Annotated in this window: 14 protein-coding genes; 5 read left to right on the top strand and 9 right to left on the bottom strand. The window is 71.3% G+C overall.

Features of this window, described 5'->3' with window-relative positions:
• Positions 1–49: 49 nt before the first annotated feature.
• Positions 50–2,224 (bottom strand): MMPL family transporter, encoded by a 2,175-nt coding sequence (locus ACFWYW_RS56925; RefSeq protein WP_379618515.1) that lies wholly within the window; start codon positions 2,222–2,224, stop codon positions 50–52.
• A 120-nt stretch (positions 2,225–2,344) separates the two neighbouring features.
• Here ACFWYW_RS56925 and ACFWYW_RS56920 point away from each other — a divergent pair, with 120 nt between their 5' ends.
• Positions 2,345–3,034, top strand: a complete 690-nt coding sequence (locus ACFWYW_RS56920) for a response regulator transcription factor (protein ID WP_379618513.1) — start codon at positions 2,345–2,347, stop codon at positions 3,032–3,034.
• Positions 3,031–4,134, top strand: a complete 1,104-nt coding sequence (locus ACFWYW_RS56915) for a sensor histidine kinase (protein ID WP_379618511.1) — start codon at positions 3,031–3,033, stop codon at positions 4,132–4,134. Before ACFWYW_RS56920 ends, ACFWYW_RS56915 begins: the two co-directional genes overlap by 4 nt.
• Positions 4,135–4,168: 34 nt before the next feature.
• Here the strand turns inward: ACFWYW_RS56915 and ACFWYW_RS56910 are convergent, their stop codons facing one another.
• The 7 genes from ACFWYW_RS56910 to ACFWYW_RS56880 form a co-directional block, all read right to left on the bottom strand.
• A complete protein-coding gene (locus tag ACFWYW_RS56910) occupies positions 4,169–5,758 on the bottom strand; it encodes a serine/threonine-protein kinase (RefSeq protein WP_379618509.1) in 1,590 nt (529 codons plus the stop codon).
• A 9-nt stretch (positions 5,759–5,767) separates the two neighbouring features.
• A complete protein-coding gene (locus ACFWYW_RS56905; RefSeq protein ID WP_379618507.1) occupies positions 5,768–6,079 on the bottom strand; it encodes an AzlD domain-containing protein in 312 nt (103 codons plus the stop codon).
• Positions 6,076–6,738: an AzlC family ABC transporter permease gene (locus ACFWYW_RS56900; RefSeq protein WP_379618505.1), complete on the bottom strand. Its 663-nt coding sequence runs from the start codon at positions 6,736–6,738 to the stop codon at positions 6,076–6,078. Before ACFWYW_RS56900 ends, ACFWYW_RS56905 begins: the two co-directional genes overlap by 4 nt.
• 10 nt (positions 6,739–6,748) lie before the next feature.
• Positions 6,749–7,594: an AraC family ligand binding domain-containing protein gene (locus ACFWYW_RS56895; RefSeq protein WP_379618503.1), complete on the bottom strand. Its 846-nt coding sequence runs from the start codon at positions 7,592–7,594 to the stop codon at positions 6,749–6,751.
• Entirely contained in the window at positions 7,591–9,120 is a 1,530-nt protein-coding gene (locus ACFWYW_RS56890; protein WP_379618501.1) for a serine/threonine-protein kinase, read from the bottom strand. Before ACFWYW_RS56890 ends, ACFWYW_RS56895 begins: the two co-directional genes overlap by 4 nt.
• Positions 9,121–9,130: 10 nt before the next feature.
• Positions 9,131–11,071, bottom strand: a complete 1,941-nt coding sequence (locus ACFWYW_RS56885; protein WP_379618499.1) for a serine/threonine-protein kinase — start codon at positions 11,069–11,071, stop codon at positions 9,131–9,133.
• Between the two features lie 165 nt (positions 11,072–11,236).
• Positions 11,237–12,598, bottom strand: coding sequence for an amino acid permease (locus tag ACFWYW_RS56880; RefSeq protein WP_379618497.1), 1,362 nt, complete (start codon positions 12,596–12,598; stop codon positions 11,237–11,239).
• Positions 12,599–12,763: 165 nt separating this feature from the next.
• On the opposite strand from ACFWYW_RS56880, the gene dnaE reads away from it, so the two are divergent.
• The 3 genes from dnaE (at position 12,764) to ACFWYW_RS56865 (ending at position 18,921) form a co-directional block, all read left to right on the top strand.
• Positions 12,764–16,291: a DNA polymerase III subunit alpha gene (gene dnaE / locus ACFWYW_RS56875; protein ID WP_379618495.1), complete on the top strand. Its 3,528-nt coding sequence runs from the start codon at positions 12,764–12,766 to the stop codon at positions 16,289–16,291.
• 164 nt (positions 16,292–16,455) lie between these two features.
• Positions 16,456–17,751: a discoidin domain-containing protein gene (locus ACFWYW_RS56870; RefSeq protein WP_379618493.1), complete on the top strand. Its 1,296-nt coding sequence runs from the start codon at positions 16,456–16,458 to the stop codon at positions 17,749–17,751.
• The gene (locus ACFWYW_RS56865; RefSeq protein WP_379618491.1) at positions 17,752–18,921 is read left to right on the top strand and encodes an MFS transporter; all 1,170 of its coding nucleotides are present in this window, start codon (positions 17,752–17,754) and stop codon (positions 18,919–18,921) included.
• Here ACFWYW_RS56865 and ACFWYW_RS56860 read toward each other — a convergent pair.
• A partial coding sequence (locus tag ACFWYW_RS56860) for a hypothetical protein (RefSeq protein WP_379641420.1) occupies positions 18,896–19,362 on the bottom strand: 467 nt, incomplete at its 5' end. The two genes, ACFWYW_RS56865 and ACFWYW_RS56860, sit on opposite strands and share 26 nt — an antisense overlap.

Genomic DNA, 19,362 nt, shown 5'->3' with positions numbered 1-19,362 from the left:
TGGGTCCGGGAGGGGCCGCCCCCCCGGGTGGGGCGGCGGCCCGTTCGGGTCAGCCCACGGGTTCCGGTACGGCCGGCGCCACCCGATCCTCGTGCCGCAGTGGCGAGGGCCGCACGAACAGCACCCGCGCCGCCCACCCCGGCAGCCACCAGTTCCAGCGCCCCATCATCGCCACCGCCGCGGGCACGAGCACGGCCCGGATGAGCGTGGCGTCCAGGGCGATCCCCAGCGCCAGCCCGCTGGCGAACACCTTGACATCCAGCTCCGGCGTCATAGCCAGCACCGCGAAGGAGATGAACAGGATCAGCGCCGCCGAGGTCACCAGCCGCCCCGTCCGCCCGACCCCCTCCACGACCGCCTGCGCCGTGTTTCCGGTCTTGTCGTACTCCTCCCGCATCCTGGCCAGGAGGAACACCTCGTAGTCCATGCTCAGCCCGTACAGGAACGCGAAGATGGTCAGCGGGACGAACTCCCCGATGGCCCCGGTCGGCTGGATGTCCAGGATCTCCCTGGTGCCCCAGCCGTACTGCCAGATGAGCACCATCGCGCCGATCACCGCGCCCAGCGAGAGCAGGTTGAGCAGGACCGCCTTCAGCGGCAGCAGCAGCGAGCGGAACGCGCGGGCGAGCATCACGAACGTCACCAGCGCGATCATCGCGAACATCCACGGGAAGGCGCCGTAGGTGTGCTCACGGAAGTCCATGCTCTGCGCGGCGTTGCCGCCGACCAGCACGCCGGCCGGCACCGCGGCGCGCACGCGGGCGATGGTCGCCTCGCCGGCGTCGGTGCCGTTCTCGGCCGCGGGCAGCACGGCCAGGACGGCGGTGCCCTCGCGGCGCCAGCCGGGCGTGTCCGGCGACAGCACCGCCGAGACGCCCTCCACCCCGGCGATCATGGCGGTGGCCGTGGCCGGATCGCCCTTCACCAGCACGTCGAACGGGGTGATGGAGCCGGTCGGCACACCCGCCTGCCGCAGCGCGGTCAGCCCGGCGTACCCGGAACCGGAGGTGCGCAGGTGCGCGCTCTCCGGCAGGCCGAGGTTGACGCCCAGGGCGGTGTAGCAGAGCGCGGCCAGCAGCCCGCCGGCCACGATCGCGGCCGGCCAGCGCCGGCGCACCACCGCGTGCGCCCACGCCGACCAGGCCCGGCCCGCCCGCGCCTCGCGGGCGAAGCGCACGTCGCCGCCCTTTTTACGGTCCAGGCGCTGGCCGGCACGGGCGAGTAGGACCGGCAGCACGGTCAGCGTCACCAGCACGCTCACCGCCGCGATGATCATCCCGGCGACGCCCAGGCTGCGCAGGAACGGCACCGGCAGCACCACCATGGTCACCAGCCCGATCGCGACGGCCACGCCGCTGAACAGCACCGCCCGCCCGGCCCCCGCCATGGCCCGGTGGACCGCCTCGTCGCCCCGGTGGCCGTTGGCCTGCTCCTCCCGCCAGCGCGCCACGATCAGCAACGAGTAGTCCACCGCGATGCCGAGCCCGAGCAGCGGCATCGTGGTCAGCGCCACGTCGTGCACGGTCATCACGAACGTCAGCAGCAGGATCGCGATGAACGACACGAACACCGCCAGCACCGAGATCAGCACCGGCACCAGGGCCAGCGCCGAGCGGAAGACCAGCAGCAGCACGATCACCGCCGCCAGGACGCCGATGCCGATCTTCGTGGGCACGTCCACGCCGCCGGCGTCCACGCTGGGCGCCAGCGCGTCCAGGCCGGTCACCTCGACCCGGCTGCCCTGGGGCAGGTGCGGTCTCATCGCCGCGCTGATCACCGGGCCCTCGTCGGGTGTCTCGCCGAGGCCGCCGCCCGGCGGGCTGCCGTCGGAGTAGGTGCCGGGGTAGACCAGGCCGAAGGTGGTACGGCCGTCCGAGCCGACCAGCTTCCTGTCCCCGGTACTGGCGAACGACACGACGCGTGCCTGGGGCATCGCCGCGGATACCGCATCGTACGCGCGGCCGAGCGCCGCCCGCTGGTCGGTCGCGGTCGTGCCCTCGGGCAGTACCACCACCGGCACGAACGGACGCTGGTAGCCGCCGTTGCCGTAAAGACGGACGATCTCCTGGTTGGCGTCGAAGGCGGGCATGCCGGCGTGGGAGTACTCCTCCGACAGCCGCTGGATCGCGATCGGGGTGGCGCCCATGCCGATCAGGAAGGCAAGGACGGCCAGCAGCGTGACGAGGCCCTTGCGGCCGAGTACGAAGGCCGAGATTCTCTCCATGGAAACAGTCGAGCAGCGCCGCCGGTGCCCGCTCTGTGGGCGTTCTTAGAAAAGCATGTGAGTGCGGTTTCACAGAGATCTTTATGGGCTTTCACAGAACGGACGGGAAAGACTGGTCCCGTGAGCCGAATCCTGGTCGTCGACGACGAACCGTACCTGGCCGACCTGGTCTCCACCGCCCTGCGTTACGAGGGGTTCGAGACGCGGATCGCCGGCAGCGGGGCGTCCGCGGTGGCGCTGGCCCAGAGCTTCGACCCCGACCTGATCGTGCTGGACGTCCTGTTGCCCGACATCCTCGGCACCGAGGTCTGCCACCGGATCAGGACGGCGGGCTCCCAGGTGCCCGTCGTCTTCCTCACCGCGCGCGACGCCACCGAGGACAAGATCACCGGGCTGACCGTCGGCGGCGACGACTACGTCACCAAGCCGTTCAGCCTGGAGGAGCTGATCCTGCGCATTCACGCCGTTCTGCGCAGGACCAGCGGGGCCGCGCAGAGCTCGGCGCGGGCCGGGTTCGCCGACCTGGTCGTGGACGACGACACCTACGAGGTCTGGCGGGCCGGTCAGCGCATCGACCTGACCCCGACCGAGTTCAAGCTGCTGCGCTTCCTGGTCGCCAACGCGGGCAAGGTCATGTCCAAGCGCCAGATCCTCGACCACGTCTGGGACTACGACTTCGGCGGCAACGACGGCGTCGTCCAGACCTACATCAGCTACCTGCGCCGCAAGGTCGACGCCTTCGAGCCCCCGCTGATCCACACCATGCCCAGGATCGGCTACGTGCTGCGCCTGCCCAGGGAGGACCGATGACCCTGCGCACCCGGCTGGTCCTCACCACGGTCGGGCTGGTCACGCTGGCGCTGGGACTCGTGGCCGGGGCCACGTTCGGCGCGCTGCAGGACTGGCGCGGCTCCGGCGGCAGCAGGCTGCTGGCCATGAACACCCCGGAGGCGCTCGTGGCCGCCTCCGACGAGCTGACCTCGCGGGTGGCCTGGGTCCTGGCCGGTACCTCGGCGGCGGCGCTGGTCCTGCTGACGTTTCTGGCCGCCCACCTGATCCGCAAGGGGCTGCGCCCGCTGGACCGCATGGTCGAGGCCGCCGCCGACATCGGCGCGGGCAACCTGGAACGCCGTGTCGAAGCCGCCCGCCCGGTCGGCGAGGTGGGCCGCCTGGCCCACGCGCTCAACGCGATGCTCGGCCAGCTGGAGGGGGCGTTCCGCCAGCGGGAGTCCTCGGAGGAACGGCTGCGCAGGTTCGTCGCCGACGCCTCCCACGAACTGCGCACCCCGATCGCCACCATCCGCGGCTACGCCGAGTTGTTCCGCCGCGGTGCCGACGGCCGTCCCGAGGACCTGGCGCGGGCCATGCACCGCATCGAGGCCGAGGCCGGGCGCATGGGCTCGATGGTCGACGAGATGCTGCTCCTGGCCCGCCTCGACCAGGGCCGCCCCCTGGAACGCACGCCCGTCGACCTGATGGCGCTGGCCGCCGACGCCGTCTCCGACGCCCACGCCATGGACCCCGGGCGCGTGATCGGACTGGAGTGCGCCACCCCCGTCACCGTCACCGGCGACCCGCTCAGGCTCCGCCAGGTCGTCGGCAACCTGCTCAAGAACGTCCTGGACCACACGCCGCCCGGCACCCCCGCCGTCGTCCGCCTGGACAGGGAGGGCGGGCACGCGGTGCTGGAGGTCATCGACGAGGGACCCGGCCTGAGCGAGGAGCAGACCGAACGGGTGTTCGAGCGCTTCTGGCGCGGCGAGCACCGGCAGGCCGACGGGCGGCGGCTCGGGGGGTCGGGGCTGGGACTGTCGATCGTGGCCGCCGTCGTGGCGTCCCATGGCGGCGAGGTGCGGGCCGCGTCCACCCCCGGCACAGGCACCACCTTCACGGTACGGCTACCGCTCTGACCTGACCCGCATGCCCGGGTGCCGCATGGGTGCTTCAGCCCTTTGTGTCGGTCATCGCGAGGCCGGAACCGGGGTCCTCGTTCTGCTGGTCCCCGGCTTGCTGGTCCTCGTTCTTGCCCTCGTCCTGCTTGTTCTTGCCGCCCTTGCCGTCGCCGTTCTCCGACGGGTCGACCTCGCCGGGCTGGTCGTCGTCGCCCTTCTCGGTGGCCGAGCGGGTGGGGGTGGGCTTCTTGGTCGGGGTGGGATCGGGTTCCGGGGTTCTGGTGGTGGGCTGGGTGGTGGGGCTCTGCCGTACCGGGGAGTCGGAGGGCGGGGCGGAGGACGGCGGGGGAGTGCCGGACGGCGAGGGGTTGCTCGTGGGGGTGCTCTTCACCACGGGCGTCGAGGGCGTCCGGGTGGCCACGTCGCGCTCCGACCACCACGCCACCCCGCCCGTCACCAGGCCCGCCGCCAGCACGAGCCCGATCAGCGCGGCCACCCGCCCCGCCCGCCCGGAACCGCGTCCATGCCGTCCGGACCCGCGCCCGTCACGGCCACCACCGTTCCCGCCTCCCGCGCCCGGCCCGCCATACCCGTCCCCGACCCCCGCACCTGCCACACCCGCGCCACGAGCGCCCACCCCGCCCGCGCCACCCATGCCCGCGCCCGAGCCTCCCGCATCCGCGCCTGCAATGCCCGCGCCATCCGAGCCCATGTCCGCACCCGTGACGCCCGCACCCGCGCCCGCGACGCCCGCACCCGCGACACCCGTGACTGTGGCTCCGGTTTCCGGGATCGGAGGGAAGGGGGCGGTGGGTTCGGGGGCGAGGCCGGTGGTGATGGCGTGCAGGTGGCGCTCGGTGTCCTCGGCGGTCAGGCGGTCGGCGGGGTTCTTCTCCAGCAGGCCAAGGATGATCGGGCCCAGCGGCCCCGCCTTGGACAAGGGCCCCGGCGGGTCGTGCATGACGGCGCCCAGCGTGGCCAGCGCGTGCCCGCGCTGGAAGGGGGAGTGGCCCTCGACGGCCACGTACAGGGTGACGCCCAGCGACCACAGGTCGGCGGCCGGACGGGCGGTGCCGCCAGCGGCGCGTTCAGGGGCGATGAAGGCGGGGGTGCCGACCAGGACGCCGGTCCTGGTGAGGGAGGCGTCGTCCTCGGTGGTGGCGATGCCGAAGTCGGTCAGCACCGCCCGGCCGTCGTCGGTGAGCAGCACGTTGTCCGGTTTGACGTCGCGGTGCAGGACCCCGGCCGCGTGCGCCGCCCGCAACGCCTGCATGAGCTGCAGGCCGATCGCCGCCGCCTGGACCGGGGGCAGCGCGCCCTCCTCCCGCACCGTCTCACCCAGCGTGCGCGAGGGCACGAGCTGCATGATGATCCAGGGGTGCCCGTGCTCCTCCAGCACGTCGTAGACGGTCGCCACACCCGGGTGGGCGACCCGTCCGGCGGCCCGCGCCTCGCGGAAGGTCCGTACGGTGAACACCTCGCGCTCGGGGCCGCTGAGGTCGGGTGGCGGCTGGATCTCCTTGACCGCCACGTCCCGGCCGAGCACCTCGTCATGGGCCTGCCAGACGGTGCCCATGCCACCCTTGCCGATGGTTCTGAGCAGACGGTAGCGGCCGCCGACGATCACCGCAGATTCGGACATGCGGGGCGTCTACCCGGTAAAGAGCCTTACAAGCGCGGTGACGACTGCCGCCGACGCCAGCACGGCCAGGAACGGCGCGCGCAGCAGCAGCGCGACCACCGCGGCGCCCAGCCCGGCGGTCCTGGCCAGGTCGAAGTCCAGGCGGCCCTGCGCGGTGAACATCTGCACCGCGATCAGCGCGGCCAGCAGCGCCACGGGCACCAGTTCGGAGAAGCGGTGCACGAGCGGGTGGTCCAGGACCTTGCGCGGGGCGGCGAGGCCCGCCAGCTTCAGCGCGTAGCAGCCCGCGCAGACGATCGCGATCGCCCACCAGAGCGTCATCGGACCATCACCACCAGCACGGCGGCCGCCGCCACCAGCACGGGCACGCCCGGCGGCAGGAACGGCGTGGCGGCCAGCGCGATGAGCGCGCCGGTCAGGGCGAGCGTGCGCAGTTCGGAACGTTCCCGCAACCGCGGCCACAGGATGGCCAGGAACGTGGCCGGGCCGACGACGTCCAGCCCCAGCATGCCCGGGTCGCCCATGAAGGAGGTGCCGAGCGCTCCGGCGAGCGTGGTGAGGTTCCACATGACGTAGAGCGTGACGAACGTGGTGGTGAACCCGGCCCTGGCCGCCGCCGGGTCCGGCTGGGCGAGGGCGACGGCGGCGGTCTCGTCGATGACGCCGTGCGCGGTCACCGCCCGGCGCCCGCCGCGGACCTGGAGGAGGTCGGCCAGGCGCAGGCCGTACAGGGTGTTGCGGGTACCGAGCAGCAGGGCTCCCGCCGTGGCCGAGACCAGGTCGCCGCCCGCGCCCACGGCGCCGGTCAGGGCGAACTGCGAGGCGCCCGTGAACGTCAGCAGGCTCAGCACGCACGCCTGCGCCACGTCCAGTCCCGCGGTGACGGCCGCGGCCCCGAAGGCGACGCCGGACAGGCCCACTGCCAGCCCGACGCCCAAACCGTCCCGGATCGCGGCGGAACGGGTTGTTGTCTGTTCCATGCGGGTAAGGCTAGGAAGCTGGGCCTTCCTCCGTCTTGTACGTTCCTGCGGAGCGCCGGTACGCCGCCGGTGGCACGCCCACGATGCGCTTGAAGTGCCGGTTCAGGTGGGCCTGGTCGGTGAAGCCCACCTCGGCCGCCACCAGGGCGGGCGGGCTGCCCGTCTCCAGGAGTGAGCGGGCCTGCCGTACCCGCAACGAGGTGAGATAGGCGTGCGGCGGCAGGCCCGTCGCCGCCTTGAACGCCCGCAGCAGCGGGAACGGCCGCGCGCCCACCGTCGCGGCCAGTTCCTCCAGCGTCGGCGGGTCCACCATGCGCGCGCGCAGCACCTCCAGCGCCGCCTCCACCTCACGCCCGCCCGCGGGCGCGCCGTTCGACGGGGCGTGCGGCGGCGTCGAGTGGCGCGACATCAGCTGCGCGAAGAACGTCCGCATCAGCGTCGAGGCCGCCAGGTCGTCGCCGCGTTCGGCCGCCAGATGCGTGCGCCTCAGCAGTCCCGCCAGCGCCGGATCGTTCACCACCTGCTCGGGAAAGAACGGCCGCGCGTACGGCAGGCCCAGCTCGGCCGTCACCTCCGCCATGGCCTCGGCCGACGGGTACAGCATCCGGTAGGCCCACCCGTCCGGCGTCCCCGCGTGACCGGTGTGTACCGAGTCGGCGTTGACCAGCACGATCTCGCCCGAGCCCGCCCGGTGGGTGGCGCCGCGGTTCTGGAACTCCTCGACGCCGTCGAGGATCAGCCCGATCGCGTACTCGGCGTGGGTGTGGCGGCTGAAGCGGTGGGTGACGTAGCGGGCTTTGAGCAGGTTGACCTCGGGCACCGCCGGGTGCCGCCAGAAGTTCGCCTGCTCCTTCACAACACCCGAAAATACTCCACGAAGGTGTTGAAGTAGTTCACGTGGGCCTCCCAACGGCTGTCGGGAAGCTCCCAGTAGACGGCGTACGGGCGGCCGTCGGCGGCGCGGAAGCCCCGCGTGATGACGTGCACCCGCGTCGTGCCCTTCATCCGCGTGAACTCCCAGTCGGCGGCGGGGCGGCCCAGGTAGGTCAGCCGCCTGATCGCGATCCGCTTGTAGTCGCGGAACTCGTTCCTGCGCAGGATGTCGCCCTCGACGTTCTTCCAGTGCTGGACGGGGTCGCTCCAGACGTCGTCGGTCCACTCGACGATGAGCTGGCCGCCGGGGCCGGGGCCGGTCCAGGAGATGCTGTCGCGGTCCGGGGTCTTGCTGCCCTTCCAGTCCTTGGGCACGGCCAGGGAGAAGGCGCCGGTCTTGCTGGTGACCGTGCGCCAGCCTTTGGGGAGCGTGGGGGACGGCGTGGCGGTCGTCGCGGGGGTGGCGGTGGCGCCGGTGGCGGGTGGTGTCGGGGTGGGCTTGGGCGCGGCGGTGCCGGCCAGCCTGCCCGACAGCAGGAAACCGGCCGTGGCCAGGCCGCCCACGGCGACGAGCGCGGTGGAGGCGGCTATCCAGCGTGGGCGGCGTCTGGTCCGCGACTCGCCCGTAGGGTGGCCGCCGTTGTGGAGGGTGGGTTCGTGGCGGGCGCCGCCGGGTGGCCTGACGTGGCCGTGGGGCGGCGGGGCCGTACCGGATGCCGTGTGGAGCAGTGCGGCGGCCTGGGCGGCGGGGATGCGGGCGGCCGGGTCGCGGCGCAGCAGGCCCTCGATGACCGGCGCGAGCGCGCCCGCGTGCGCCGACGGGGCGGGCGGGTCGCGCAGGACGGCGGCCACCGTGGCCGCCCACGAGTCGCCGCGGAAGGGCGGCCTGCCCTCGACCGCGGTGTACAGGGTCGCGCCCAGCGCCCACAGGTCGGACTCCGGCCCGGCGGGCAGGCCGTTGAGGCGCTCGGGCGGCATGTACGCGGGCGTGCCGACCAGGTTGCCCGTCGCGGTCAGGCCCTGCTCGGCCTCCAGTGTGGCGATGCCGAAGTCGGTCAGCACCACGCGGCCGTCGTCGGCCAGCAGCACGTTCTCCGGCTTCACATCACGGTGCAGCACGCCCGCGGCGTGCGCGGTGCGCAGCGCGTCCAGCAGCGCCGCGCCGATCGCCGCCACCGTGGCGGGCGGCAGCGGGCCGTCGTCGCCGACGACCTTGGCCAGCGAGCGCGAGCGCACGAGGTTCATGACGATCCAGGGGCGGCCGTCCTCCTCGACCACGTCGTAGACCACGACCACCGACGGGTGCTCCAGCCGCCCGGCGGCCCTCGCCTCCCGGATCGTGCGCCGGTTGAGCTCGCTGCGCTTGGCCTCGCCGACGCCGGAGTAGCGGACCTCCTTGACGGCCACGGGACGGTCGAGCAACTCGTCGTGGGCGCGCCACACCACGCCCATGCCGCCCTCGCCGATCGGCTCGATGAGTCGGTAGCGGTTGCTGACCAGCCGTTCCACGCGGTGCAGCCTACTTGGCGGGTTTGAAGGTGGCGGCGAAGGTGTCGAAGAAGTGCAGGTCCTTCTTCCACCGGCTGGCCAGGTTGTGCCAGTAGATGGAGTAGCCCATCCCGCCTTCGGTGACGAAGCCCCGGTTGCGTACCCGGGTCTCACCGGTGTTGGTGTTCCAGGTGAACTCCCAGTCCGCCGCCGCCACCATGTAGTCGACCTTCTTGATGTGGATCTTCTTGTAGCCGCCGAAGGTGTTCTTGGCCGACTTCTCCTGCCGCTTCCAGTCGCCGACCGGGTCGTCGCCGGCCTTGTCGATCTGGTCGATCGCCACGAAGGCGTTGGATCCGGCGCCGGGGCCGCGGTAGAAGATCTGGCTGCCCTCGCGCTTGAACTCCTTCCAGCCCTTGGGCAGGGCCAGGGAGAAGCCCGACTTGTCCTTGTGCATCTTCCAGCCGTCGGGCAGCACGCCCTCCGCCTTGGACGCCTCCGGGGTGGGGGAGGGGCCGGTCTGCTCCGGCGGGCTCTTCTCGGGGCTGGAGGTCACGGCGGCGCTCTGCTGGGCGCGCCCCGGGTCCTCTTTCTTGTCTCCCTTGTCCAGGGCCGAGTTCAGGCCGAGGTAGCCGCCGATCCCGGCGACCAGGATCACGGCCGCGCCGACCGCGAGGAGCGGGCCGTAGCGGCGGCGGCCGCCCTCGCCGGAGGGATGGGTGAGCTCGGTCGCGGGGGCGGCCGGGACCAGGTCCCAGGAGTCCGGGTCGTCGGCGTCGGCGGGCGCCTCGGCCGCGAGCGCCGCCCGCTGCCTGGCCGCTTCCCGCTCGCGCTCCCTGGCGGCCTCACGCTCCCTCGCCCTTTCCCGCTCACGGGCCCGCTCGCGTTCCGCCGCCTTCTCGCGCTCGCGGGCCCGCGCCCGCTCGCGCTCCAGCTCCCGCTTGCGGATCTGCTCGCGTTCGCGCTCGGCGGCGGCGCGCTCGCGCTCGGCCGTGCGCGCCTGCTCCACGGCCGCGCTCTCCAGCGCGGAGGTGTCGATCCGCGTCGGCCGGGCGATCTTGGTCCCGGTCTCCGGTACGGCGGCCGCCACGGGCTTGAGGTTGGGGTCGGTGGGCATGTCGTCCACGGCCACCACGGCCTCGGAGTGCGACTGCATGACGATCCGGCGCAGCATGCGCGCCGTCTCCTCGTACGTCAGCCGCTGCACCGGCTCCTTGACCAGCAGTCCGTCGATGATGGGCTTGAGCGGCCCGGCGTTGTGCGAGGCGTCGGGCTCGTCGGTCAGCACCGCGTGCATGGTCGCCAGCGCCATGCCGCGCTCGTGCGGCGACTTGCCCTCCACCGCCGTGTAGAGGGTGGCGCCCAGCGACCACAGGTCGGACTCACGCCGCGCGGGCAGGCCCTTGAGCCGCTCCGGCGCGATGAACGCGGGCGTGCCGGCCAGGCCGGTCATGGTCAGCTGCGTCTCGGTCTCCAGCGTGGCGATGCCGAAGTCGGTCAGCACCACGCGGCCGTCGTCGGCCAGCAGCACGTTCTCGGGCTTGACGTCGCGATGCAGTACGCCCGCCTCGTGGGCCCGGTGCAGCGCGTCGAGGACGGCCACCCCGATCTCGGCCACGCGGGCGGGCTGCAGCGGACCGTCCTGCTTGATCACGGCGCCGAGGGAGCGCGAGGGCACGAGCTGCATGACGATCCAGGGGCGGTCGTCCTCCTCGATCACGTCGTGCACGACGATCACGTTGGGATGCTCGAACCTGGCCGCCGCCCTGGCCTCGCGCATGGTACGCCGGTTGAGCAGCTGGACCTCGTCGCCCAGGGCGGCCGCGTAACGGACCTCCTTGACCGCGACGGTGCGATCGAGCAGTTCGTCATGGGCCCGCCAGACGATCCCCATGCCGCCCCTGCCGATGGGCTCCTGCAGTTGGTAGCGGCCGGCGATGCGGCGACCACGCTGCGTACGATCCGACGTCAACGGCCTCAAACCCTCCTCTAGGCCAAGAAATACTCCCATAGCGGGGGATCAACGGCGACTCACGTAAGAGTCAGTCCGTTCTGCGGGTAGCAAGCTATGGCAGGTAGACGCCAGATGTAATCTTTTCGACATCATTTGTCGCCACACGTTCACCGGGCAGGCGGTCTACGGCATGGGCGGGGGACCGGCACGGTGGGCGCGCCGCCGTGCGGCGGTGATCTTCCAGCCGATCGCGATCCCGGCCGCGAGCAGCGGCAGCAGGAAGAACGCCACCCGCTGGTCGTCGTCGGCGAACGGCATGAGCAGCACCACCAGCGCCAGGAACGCCAGCGTCGCCCAGTTCGTGTACGGCGTGCCCGGCATCCTGAACGGCGAGACGTGCCCGCGCCCGCGCAGCCGGAGCTGGCAGTACACCAGCGTCCCCCAGGTGGTGATCACGCCGAGGGAGGCCACGGCGGTGGCGATGTTGAACGCGCGCTCGGGCACGAAGTAGAACAACGCCACCCCGGCCAGGAAGACGGCGGCCGTCATCAGGATGCCCCCGATGGGCACGTGCCGCCCGCTGAGCCGCGCGGCGAAGGCGGGCGCCTCGCCCTTGGTCGCCATCGAGCGCAGGATGCGGCCCGTGGAGTAGAGGCCGGAGTTGCACGATGACATGGCGGCGGTGATCACGATCAGGTTCATGGCGTCGGCCGCCCACGGCACGCCGAGGCTGGCGAAGAACGTGACGAACGGCGAGTTGTCCGCGTTGTAGGCGGTCCAGGGCAGCACCATCGCCAGCAGGATGACCGAGCCGACGTAGAAGACGGCGATGCGCCAGATGACGCCGTTGATGGCCTTGGGCATGACCTGGCGGGGGTTGGCGGTCTCCCCGGCGGTGATGCCGACCAGTTCGATGGAGGCGTAGGCGAAGACCACGGCCTGCAGGCTCATCAGCACGACGCCGAAGCCGTTGGGGAAGAAGCCGCCGTGCGCGACGAGGTTGGCCGGGGTGGCCGCGCCCACGGAGAACAGCACCGCGCAGAGCCCGACCACGAGGAAGGTGATGATCGCCAGCACCTTCAGCAGCGCGAACCAGAACTCCAGCTCGCCGAAGAGCCGCACCGACAGCAGGTTGACCACCAGCACCAGGCCCAGGGCGAGCAGCGCGGTGGCCCAGGTGGGGAAGTGGGGTGCCCAGCGGTGGACGTAGGTGGCGATCGCCGTCAGCTCGGCGATGCCGGTGAAGGCCCAGTTGATCCAGTACATCCAGCCGCTGGCGAAGGCGGCCCACGGGCCCACGAACTCGTTGGCGTAGTCGACGAACGAACCGGACGTGGGCCGGTAGAGCACCAGCTCGCCCAGCGCCCGCATGACGAAGAAGGCCGCCAGGCCGGCGGCGGCGTAGGACAGCACCAGCGCGGGCCCGGCCGCGGCCAGCCTGCCGCCCGCGCCCAGGAACAGGCCGACCCCGATCGCGCCGCCGATCGCGATCATCTGGACGTGCCGGTTGCCCAGCGCGTGGGTGTAGCCTTCGTCCGTCTGCACTGTGTGAACCCTCCGTCGCACTCCGTCATGGCGACGATATCCACGCGGGTGTCCGCGACCAGAGGGGCGCGCCGTCGTGCGGCTCTCGCGGCCGCCCCCGAAACTGTCGGTGCCGGCTACTAGAGTCGGGGCGCACGCCACGTCCGTCCCGGGAGGCGCCGCTCCATGTCGTCCAGCGACTCGTTCGTCCATCTGCACGTGCACACCGAATACTCCATGCTCGACGGGGCCGCGCGGCTCAAGCAGATGTTCGGACAGGTCGGCGAGCTGGGCATGCCCGCGATCGCCATCACCGATCACGGCAACCTGCACGGCGCCTACGACTTCTACCGGCAGGCCACGGCGGCCGGCGTGAAGCCGATCATCGGCATCGAGGCCTACGTCGCCCCCGAGATGCGGCAGAACAAGCGGCCCGTGCTGTGGGGCGAGCCCCACCAGCGGAAGGACGACGTCTCCGCGGGCGGCTACTACACCCACATGACGATCTGGGCGCGCGACAGGACCGGCCTGCACAACCTGATGCGGCTGTCCTCACGCGCCTACACCGAGGGCTTCCACCGCAAGTGGGCCCGCATGGACGCCGAGATCCTGGCCGAGCACGCCGGCGGCCTCATGGCCACGACCGGCTGCCCGTCCGGCGAGGTGCAGACCAGGCTCAGGCTCGGGCAGTACGACGAGGCCGTGCGGGCGGCGGCGAAATACCAGGAGATCTTCGGCAGGGAGCACTACTTCCTGGAGATCATGGACCACGGCCTGGAGATCGAGCGCCGCGTCCGCGACGGCCTCGCCAGGATCGGCCAGGAGCTGAACATCCCGCCGCTGGTGACCAACGACTCCCACTACACCTACGAGTCCGACGCCGCCTCCCACGACGCCCTGCTGTGCGTCCAGACCGGCAAGCAGCTGTCCGACCCCGACCGCTTCCGCTTCGACGGCTCCGGCTACTCCATCAAGTCCGCCGACGAGATGCGCGCGATCGACTCCTCCGAGCTGTGGGCGCAGGGCTGCCGCAACACGCTGCTGGTGGCCGAGAAGGTCGACGCGAGCGGGTTCTTCGAGCACAAGAACCTCATGCCGAGCTTCCCGGTGCCCGGTGGCACGACGGAGGAGGAGTTCTTCCGCCAGACGGTCTGGGAGGGCATGCGCCGCCGCTACCCGCGGGGCTGGGACGACGAGCGCACCCGGCGGGCCGAGTACGAGATGGGCGTCATCCTCCAGATGGGCTTCCCGTCCTACTTCCTCGTGGTCGCCGACTTCATCATGTGGGCCAAGGGCAACGGCATCGCGGTCGGCCCCGGTCGCGGCTCGGCCGCCGGGTCGCTGGTGGCGTACGCGATGGGCATCACCGACCTCGACCCCATCCCGCACGCGCTGCTGTTCGAGCGGTTCCTCAACCCCGAGCGCGTCTCCATGCCCGACGTCGACATCGACTTCGACGAGCGCAGGCGCGCCGACGTGATCCGCTACGTGACCGAGAAGTGGGGCGCCGACAAGGTCGCCATGATCGCCACCTTCGGCACCATCAAGGCGAAGGCCGCCATCAAGGACGCCGGCCGCGTCCTGGGCTACCCCTACGCGCTGGGCGACCGGGTCACCAAGGCCTTCCCGCCCGCCGTCATGGGCAAGGACATCCCGCTGTCGGGCATCTTCGACAAGGACCACCCGCGCTACCCCGAGGCCGGCGAGCTGCGCAGGCTCTACGACGAGGACGCCGACGTCAAGGCGACGATGGACCTCGGCAGGGGCCTGGAGGGGCTGATCCGGCAGACCGGCGTGCACGCCGCCGGCGTCATCATGTCCTCGGAGGTCCTGACCGACTACGTCCCGATCATGCGCCGCGACTCCGACGGCGTGATCATCACGCAGTTCGACTACCCGACCTGCGAGGCGCTCGGCCTGCTGAAGATGGACTTCCTGGGCCTGCGCAACCTGACGATCATCGACGACTGCCTCAAGGCCGTCGAGTCGGCCACCGGCGAGACGATCGACCTGCTCGGCCTGCCGCTCGACGACGTCAGGACGTACGAGCTGCTGGCGCGCGGCGACACCCTCGGCATCTTCCAGCTCGACGGCGGCGGCATGCGCTCGCTGCTGCGCCTGATGCGCCCCGACAGCTTCGAGGACATCTCCGCCGCCCTCGCGCTCTACCGCCCCGGCCCGATGGGCGCCAACTCCCACACCAACTACGCGCTGCGCAAGAACGGCCAGCAGGAGATCTCCCCGATCCACGAGGCGCTCGAAGAGCCCCTGCGCGACATCCTCGACACGACCCACGGCCTGATCGTCTATCAGGAGCAGGTCATGGCCATCGCGCAGAAGGTCGCCGGCTACTCGCTCGGCGGCGCCGACCTGCTGCGGCGCGCGATGGGCAAGAAGAAGAAGTCCGAGCTGGACAAGCAGTACGAGTTCTTCGAAAAGGGCATGAAGGACAACGGTTACCCGGCCGCCGCCATCAAGGCCCTGTGGGACATCCTGCTGCCCTTCTCCGACTACGCCTTCAACAAGGCCCACACCGCCGGCTACGGCCTGGTCTCCTACTGGACCGCCTATCTCAAGGCCAACTACCCGGCCGCGTACATGGCCGCCCTGCTCACCTCGGTCAAGGACGACAAGGACAAGTCGGCGCTCTACCTCAACGAGTGCCGCCGCATGGGCATCAAGGTCTTCCCGCCGGACGTCAACGACTCCGACTTCGACTTCACCCCGCGCGGCACCGACATCCGCTTCGGCCTGTCGGCGATCCGCAACGTCGGCGGCAACGTCGTCGACGGCATCATCGGCGCGCGCCGGCAGAAGGGGCGTTTCGCCGACTTCAAGGAGTTCCTGCGCAAGGTCCCGGCGGTCGTCTGCAACAAGCGCGTCATCGAGTCGCTGATCAAGGCGGGCTCCTTCGACTCACTCGGCCACGTCCGCAGGGGCCTGGTCATGGTGCACGAGCCGGCCGTCGACGCGATCATCGACCTCAAGAAGAACGAGGCCATCGGCCAGGACTCCCTGTTCGGCGCCGTCGAGGGCGGCGAGGACCAGACCTTCGACGTGCAGATCCCGGTGGGGGAGTGGGACAAGAACACCCTGCTGCAGTTCGAGCGGGAGATGCTGGGCCTGTACGTCTCCGACCACCCGCTGTTCGGCATGGAGCACATCCTGGCCTCCGGCGCCGACTGCTCGATCGCGGCCCTGCAGGACGAGAGCCGCGCCGACGGCCAGATCGTCACCGTGGGCGGCATCCTGTCGGGCGTGCAGCGTAAGGTCACCAAGAAGGGCGACACCTGGGTCCTCACCCAGCTGGAGGACCTCGAAGGCGCCATCGAGGTCATGATCTTCCCGTCGGCGTACCTGCTGTGCTCGACGATCCTGGCCGAGGACGCGATCGTCTTCGTCAAGGGCCGCATCGACAAGCGCGAGGACGTCGCGAAGATCATCGCGATGGAGGTGACCGCGCCCGACCTGACCCGGGAGGCGGGCGGGCCGCTGACGGTCAGCCTGCCGCTCGGCCGCTGCACGCCGCCGGTCGTCGCCCGGCTGAAGGAGATCCTGGCCGCCCATCCCGGTACCTCCGAGGTGCGCCTGCAGGTGCACCACGGGCCGAGGACGACGGTCCTGCGGGTCGAGGACCGGTTGCGGGTCGCGCCGTCGCCGTCGCTGGTGGGCGATCTCAAGGAATTGCTCGGTCCGGCGTGCATCGGAGGTTAAGAAACCTTCCTAACTAACTTGACACGCTCGTTGCCGCTTGCCACGATCACCGGTAAGCGGCTCGGCGCGGCCCCGCCAGGGGTGACGCGCTCAGCGAGGAAACCACCCGCTGTCCCGGCTGCTCAACGGATCATGCCCAGATCTCGCCCCCCAGGAGATTCGCCATGTCCAGAGCACGCTGGTCTCTGCTCTCCGTCCTCGTCCTGATGGCCGGGTTGTTAACCCCGGCCACCGCCACTGCCACCGCCGTCGTCGAAACCCTGCTGTCGCAGGGCAAGCCCGCCTCGTCCTCCTCCAAGGAGGGCAGCTCCTACAGCTCGGGCAAGGCCGTCGACGGCAACTTCACCTCCACCCGCTGGGCCTCCCTGGAAGGCAGCGATCCCCAGTGGATCCGCGTCGACCTGGGCAGCGTCCAGCAGATCTCGCGGGTCAAGTTGTTCTGGGAGGTCGCCTACGGCAAGGCGTACCAGATCCAGGTCTCGCCCGACGCCTCCACCTGGAGCACCGTCTACTCCACGACCTCGGGTGACGGCGGTCTCGACGACCTGACCCTCACCGCCTCCGGCCGTTATGTGCGCATGTACGGCACCGCCCGCGGCACCCCTTACGGCTACTCGCTGTGGGAGATGCAGGTGTTCGGCGGCACCCCCGGCCCCGGCGGCCCCTCCTTCACCGTCGCCGCCGCCGGCGACATCGCCGAACAGTGCACCTCCGGCTCCTCCTGCATCCACCCCAAGACCGCCGCCCTGGTCGAGTCCATGAACCCCGAGTTCGTGATCACCATGGGCGACAACCAGTACGACGACGCGCTGCTGTCGGACTTCCGGAACTACTACGACAAGACGTGGGGCCGGTTCAAGTCCAAGACGCGCCCCTCGCCGGGCAACCACGAGACCTACGACCCGGCGGGCCCGCTGGCCGGCTACAAGTCGTACTTCGGGTCCATCGCCTATCCGCAGGGCAAGCCGTACTACAGCTATGACCGCGGCGAATGGCACTTCATCGCCCTCGACTCCAACTCCTTCGACAGCCAGACCCAGCTCGACTGGCTCAGCGCCGACCTGGCCGCCAACACCAAGCGGTGCGTCGCCGCCTACTGGCACCACCCGTTGTTCAGCTCCGGTTCGCACGGCAACGACCCGGTCAGCCGTCCGGTCTGGCAGCGTCTGTACGCCGCCGGCGCCGAGCTCGTCCTCAACGGGCACGACCACCACTACGAGCGATTCGGTCCCCAGAGCCCGACCGCGCAGGCCGACCCCAACGGCATCGTCGAGATCCTCGGCGGGATGGGCGGGGCCTCGCCGTACAACATCGAGAACGTCCAGCCGAACAGCCAGAAGCGGCTCACCAACACCTTCGGCGTCGTGAAGCTGAACTTCACCGACACCACGTTCGCCTGGCAGCTCATCGGCGTCGACGGTTCGGTCAAGGACACCAGCCCGACCTACAACTGCCACTAGATGTACGTGTCGATCCGCGGCACCATGCTCACCCGCGCCGTGCCCGCCAACGTGGTGGCGCTCGGCGCGGTGAGCCTGGTGACCGACATCTCCTCAGAAATGATCACAGCGGTGCTTCCGCTGTACCTCGTGGGGACGCTCGGGCTCAGCCTCGTGCAGTTCGGCGTCCTCGACGGCCTCTACTTCGGCATCACCGCCGCCGTACGCCTGGCCGGCGGACACGCCGCCGACCGCTGGCGCCGCCGCAAGCTGGTGGCGGGCGCGGGCTACGCCCTGTCCGCCGCCGCCAAGGTGGGACTGCTCGCGGCCGGCGCCTCCGTGGCGGCGCTCGGCGCGGCCATCGCCGCCGACCGCACCGGCAAGGGCCTGCGCACCGCGCCCCGGGACGCGCTGATCACGTTGAGCGCGCCGCCGGAGGGGCTCGGCTCCGCCTTCGGCGTCCACCGCGCGATGGACACCGCCGGCGCCTTCCTCGGCCCGCTGGCCGCCTTCGGCGTACTGGCGGCGACCGGCGGCGCGCACGACGCCGTGTTCGTGACCAGCTTCTGCGTCGCGATGCTCGGGGTCGTCCTGCTCGCCGCCCTGGTCCGCGACCGCCGCGGCCCCCTGGCTCCCCGGCCGTCGCTGCGGGCGGCGGTGCTGCGCGACCGCGCGTTCCTGCGGGTCTGCGCGGCCGCGTGCCTGCTCGGGCTGGTCACGGTGAGCGACGCGTTCATCTACCTCATGCTGCAGCGGCGGCTGGGATTCGCTCCGGAACTGTTCCCCTTGCTGCCGTTGGGGACGGCCGGGGTTTATCTGCTGCTGGCCGTCCCGTTCGGCCGCCTTTCCGACCGGTACGGCAGGGCCTTCGTGTTCCTGGGCGGGCACCTGGCGTTGCTGGGGGCGTACCTGGTGCTGATGGGACCGGGCTGGCTCGTGCCCGTCCTCGTGCTGCACGGGGCGTTCTACGCGGCGACGGACGGGGTGCTGATGGCCCTGGCCGGCCCGATGCTCCCCGAAACCCTGCGAACCAGCGGCCTCGCGGTCCTCCAGACGGGCCAGGCGGCCGCGCGGATGGTCTCATCGATCGGGTTCGGCGTGTTGTGGACCGGATTGGGCGCGGGGCAGGGGCTGCTGGTGATGGCAGCCGGACTCGTCATATCCATCATCGTCGCCTGGAGAGTCCTATGACCCCCAACCACCCCCCACCCCCCACCCCTCGCACTTCCACCCCTCCGGCCTCGACCTCTCCGGCCTCGACCTCTCCGGCCTCCTCCGCATCGGCCTCGGCCCCTCCCACCACCTCTGCATCAGCCTCCTCCGCATCGGCCTCGGCCCTTCCGGCCTCCGCCCCATCCGCCTCCACCTCTCCCGCCTCTGGGCCTTCCGCCCTCGCTTCTCGCACCTCCGTGCCTCCCACCTCCGCCCCCTCCTTCCCCGGCGCTTCCGCGTCTTCTGCCTCCTCCCCTCCGGCCTCCGACCCGATAGCGACCTCTAACCTCGCCTCTAGCCCGGCAACCACCCCCGGCTCGGCAACCGCCTCTAGCCCGGCAACCACCCCCGGCTCGGCAACCGCCTCTAGCCCGGCAACCACCCCCGGCTCGGCAACCGCCTCTAGCCCGGCAACCACCC

Source organism: Nonomuraea sp. NPDC059023, from assembly GCF_042740095.1.
Taxonomy (GTDB): Bacteria; Actinomycetota; Actinomycetes; order Streptosporangiales; family Streptosporangiaceae; genus Nonomuraea.
This window is presented reverse-complemented; position numbering and strand designations above follow the sequence as displayed.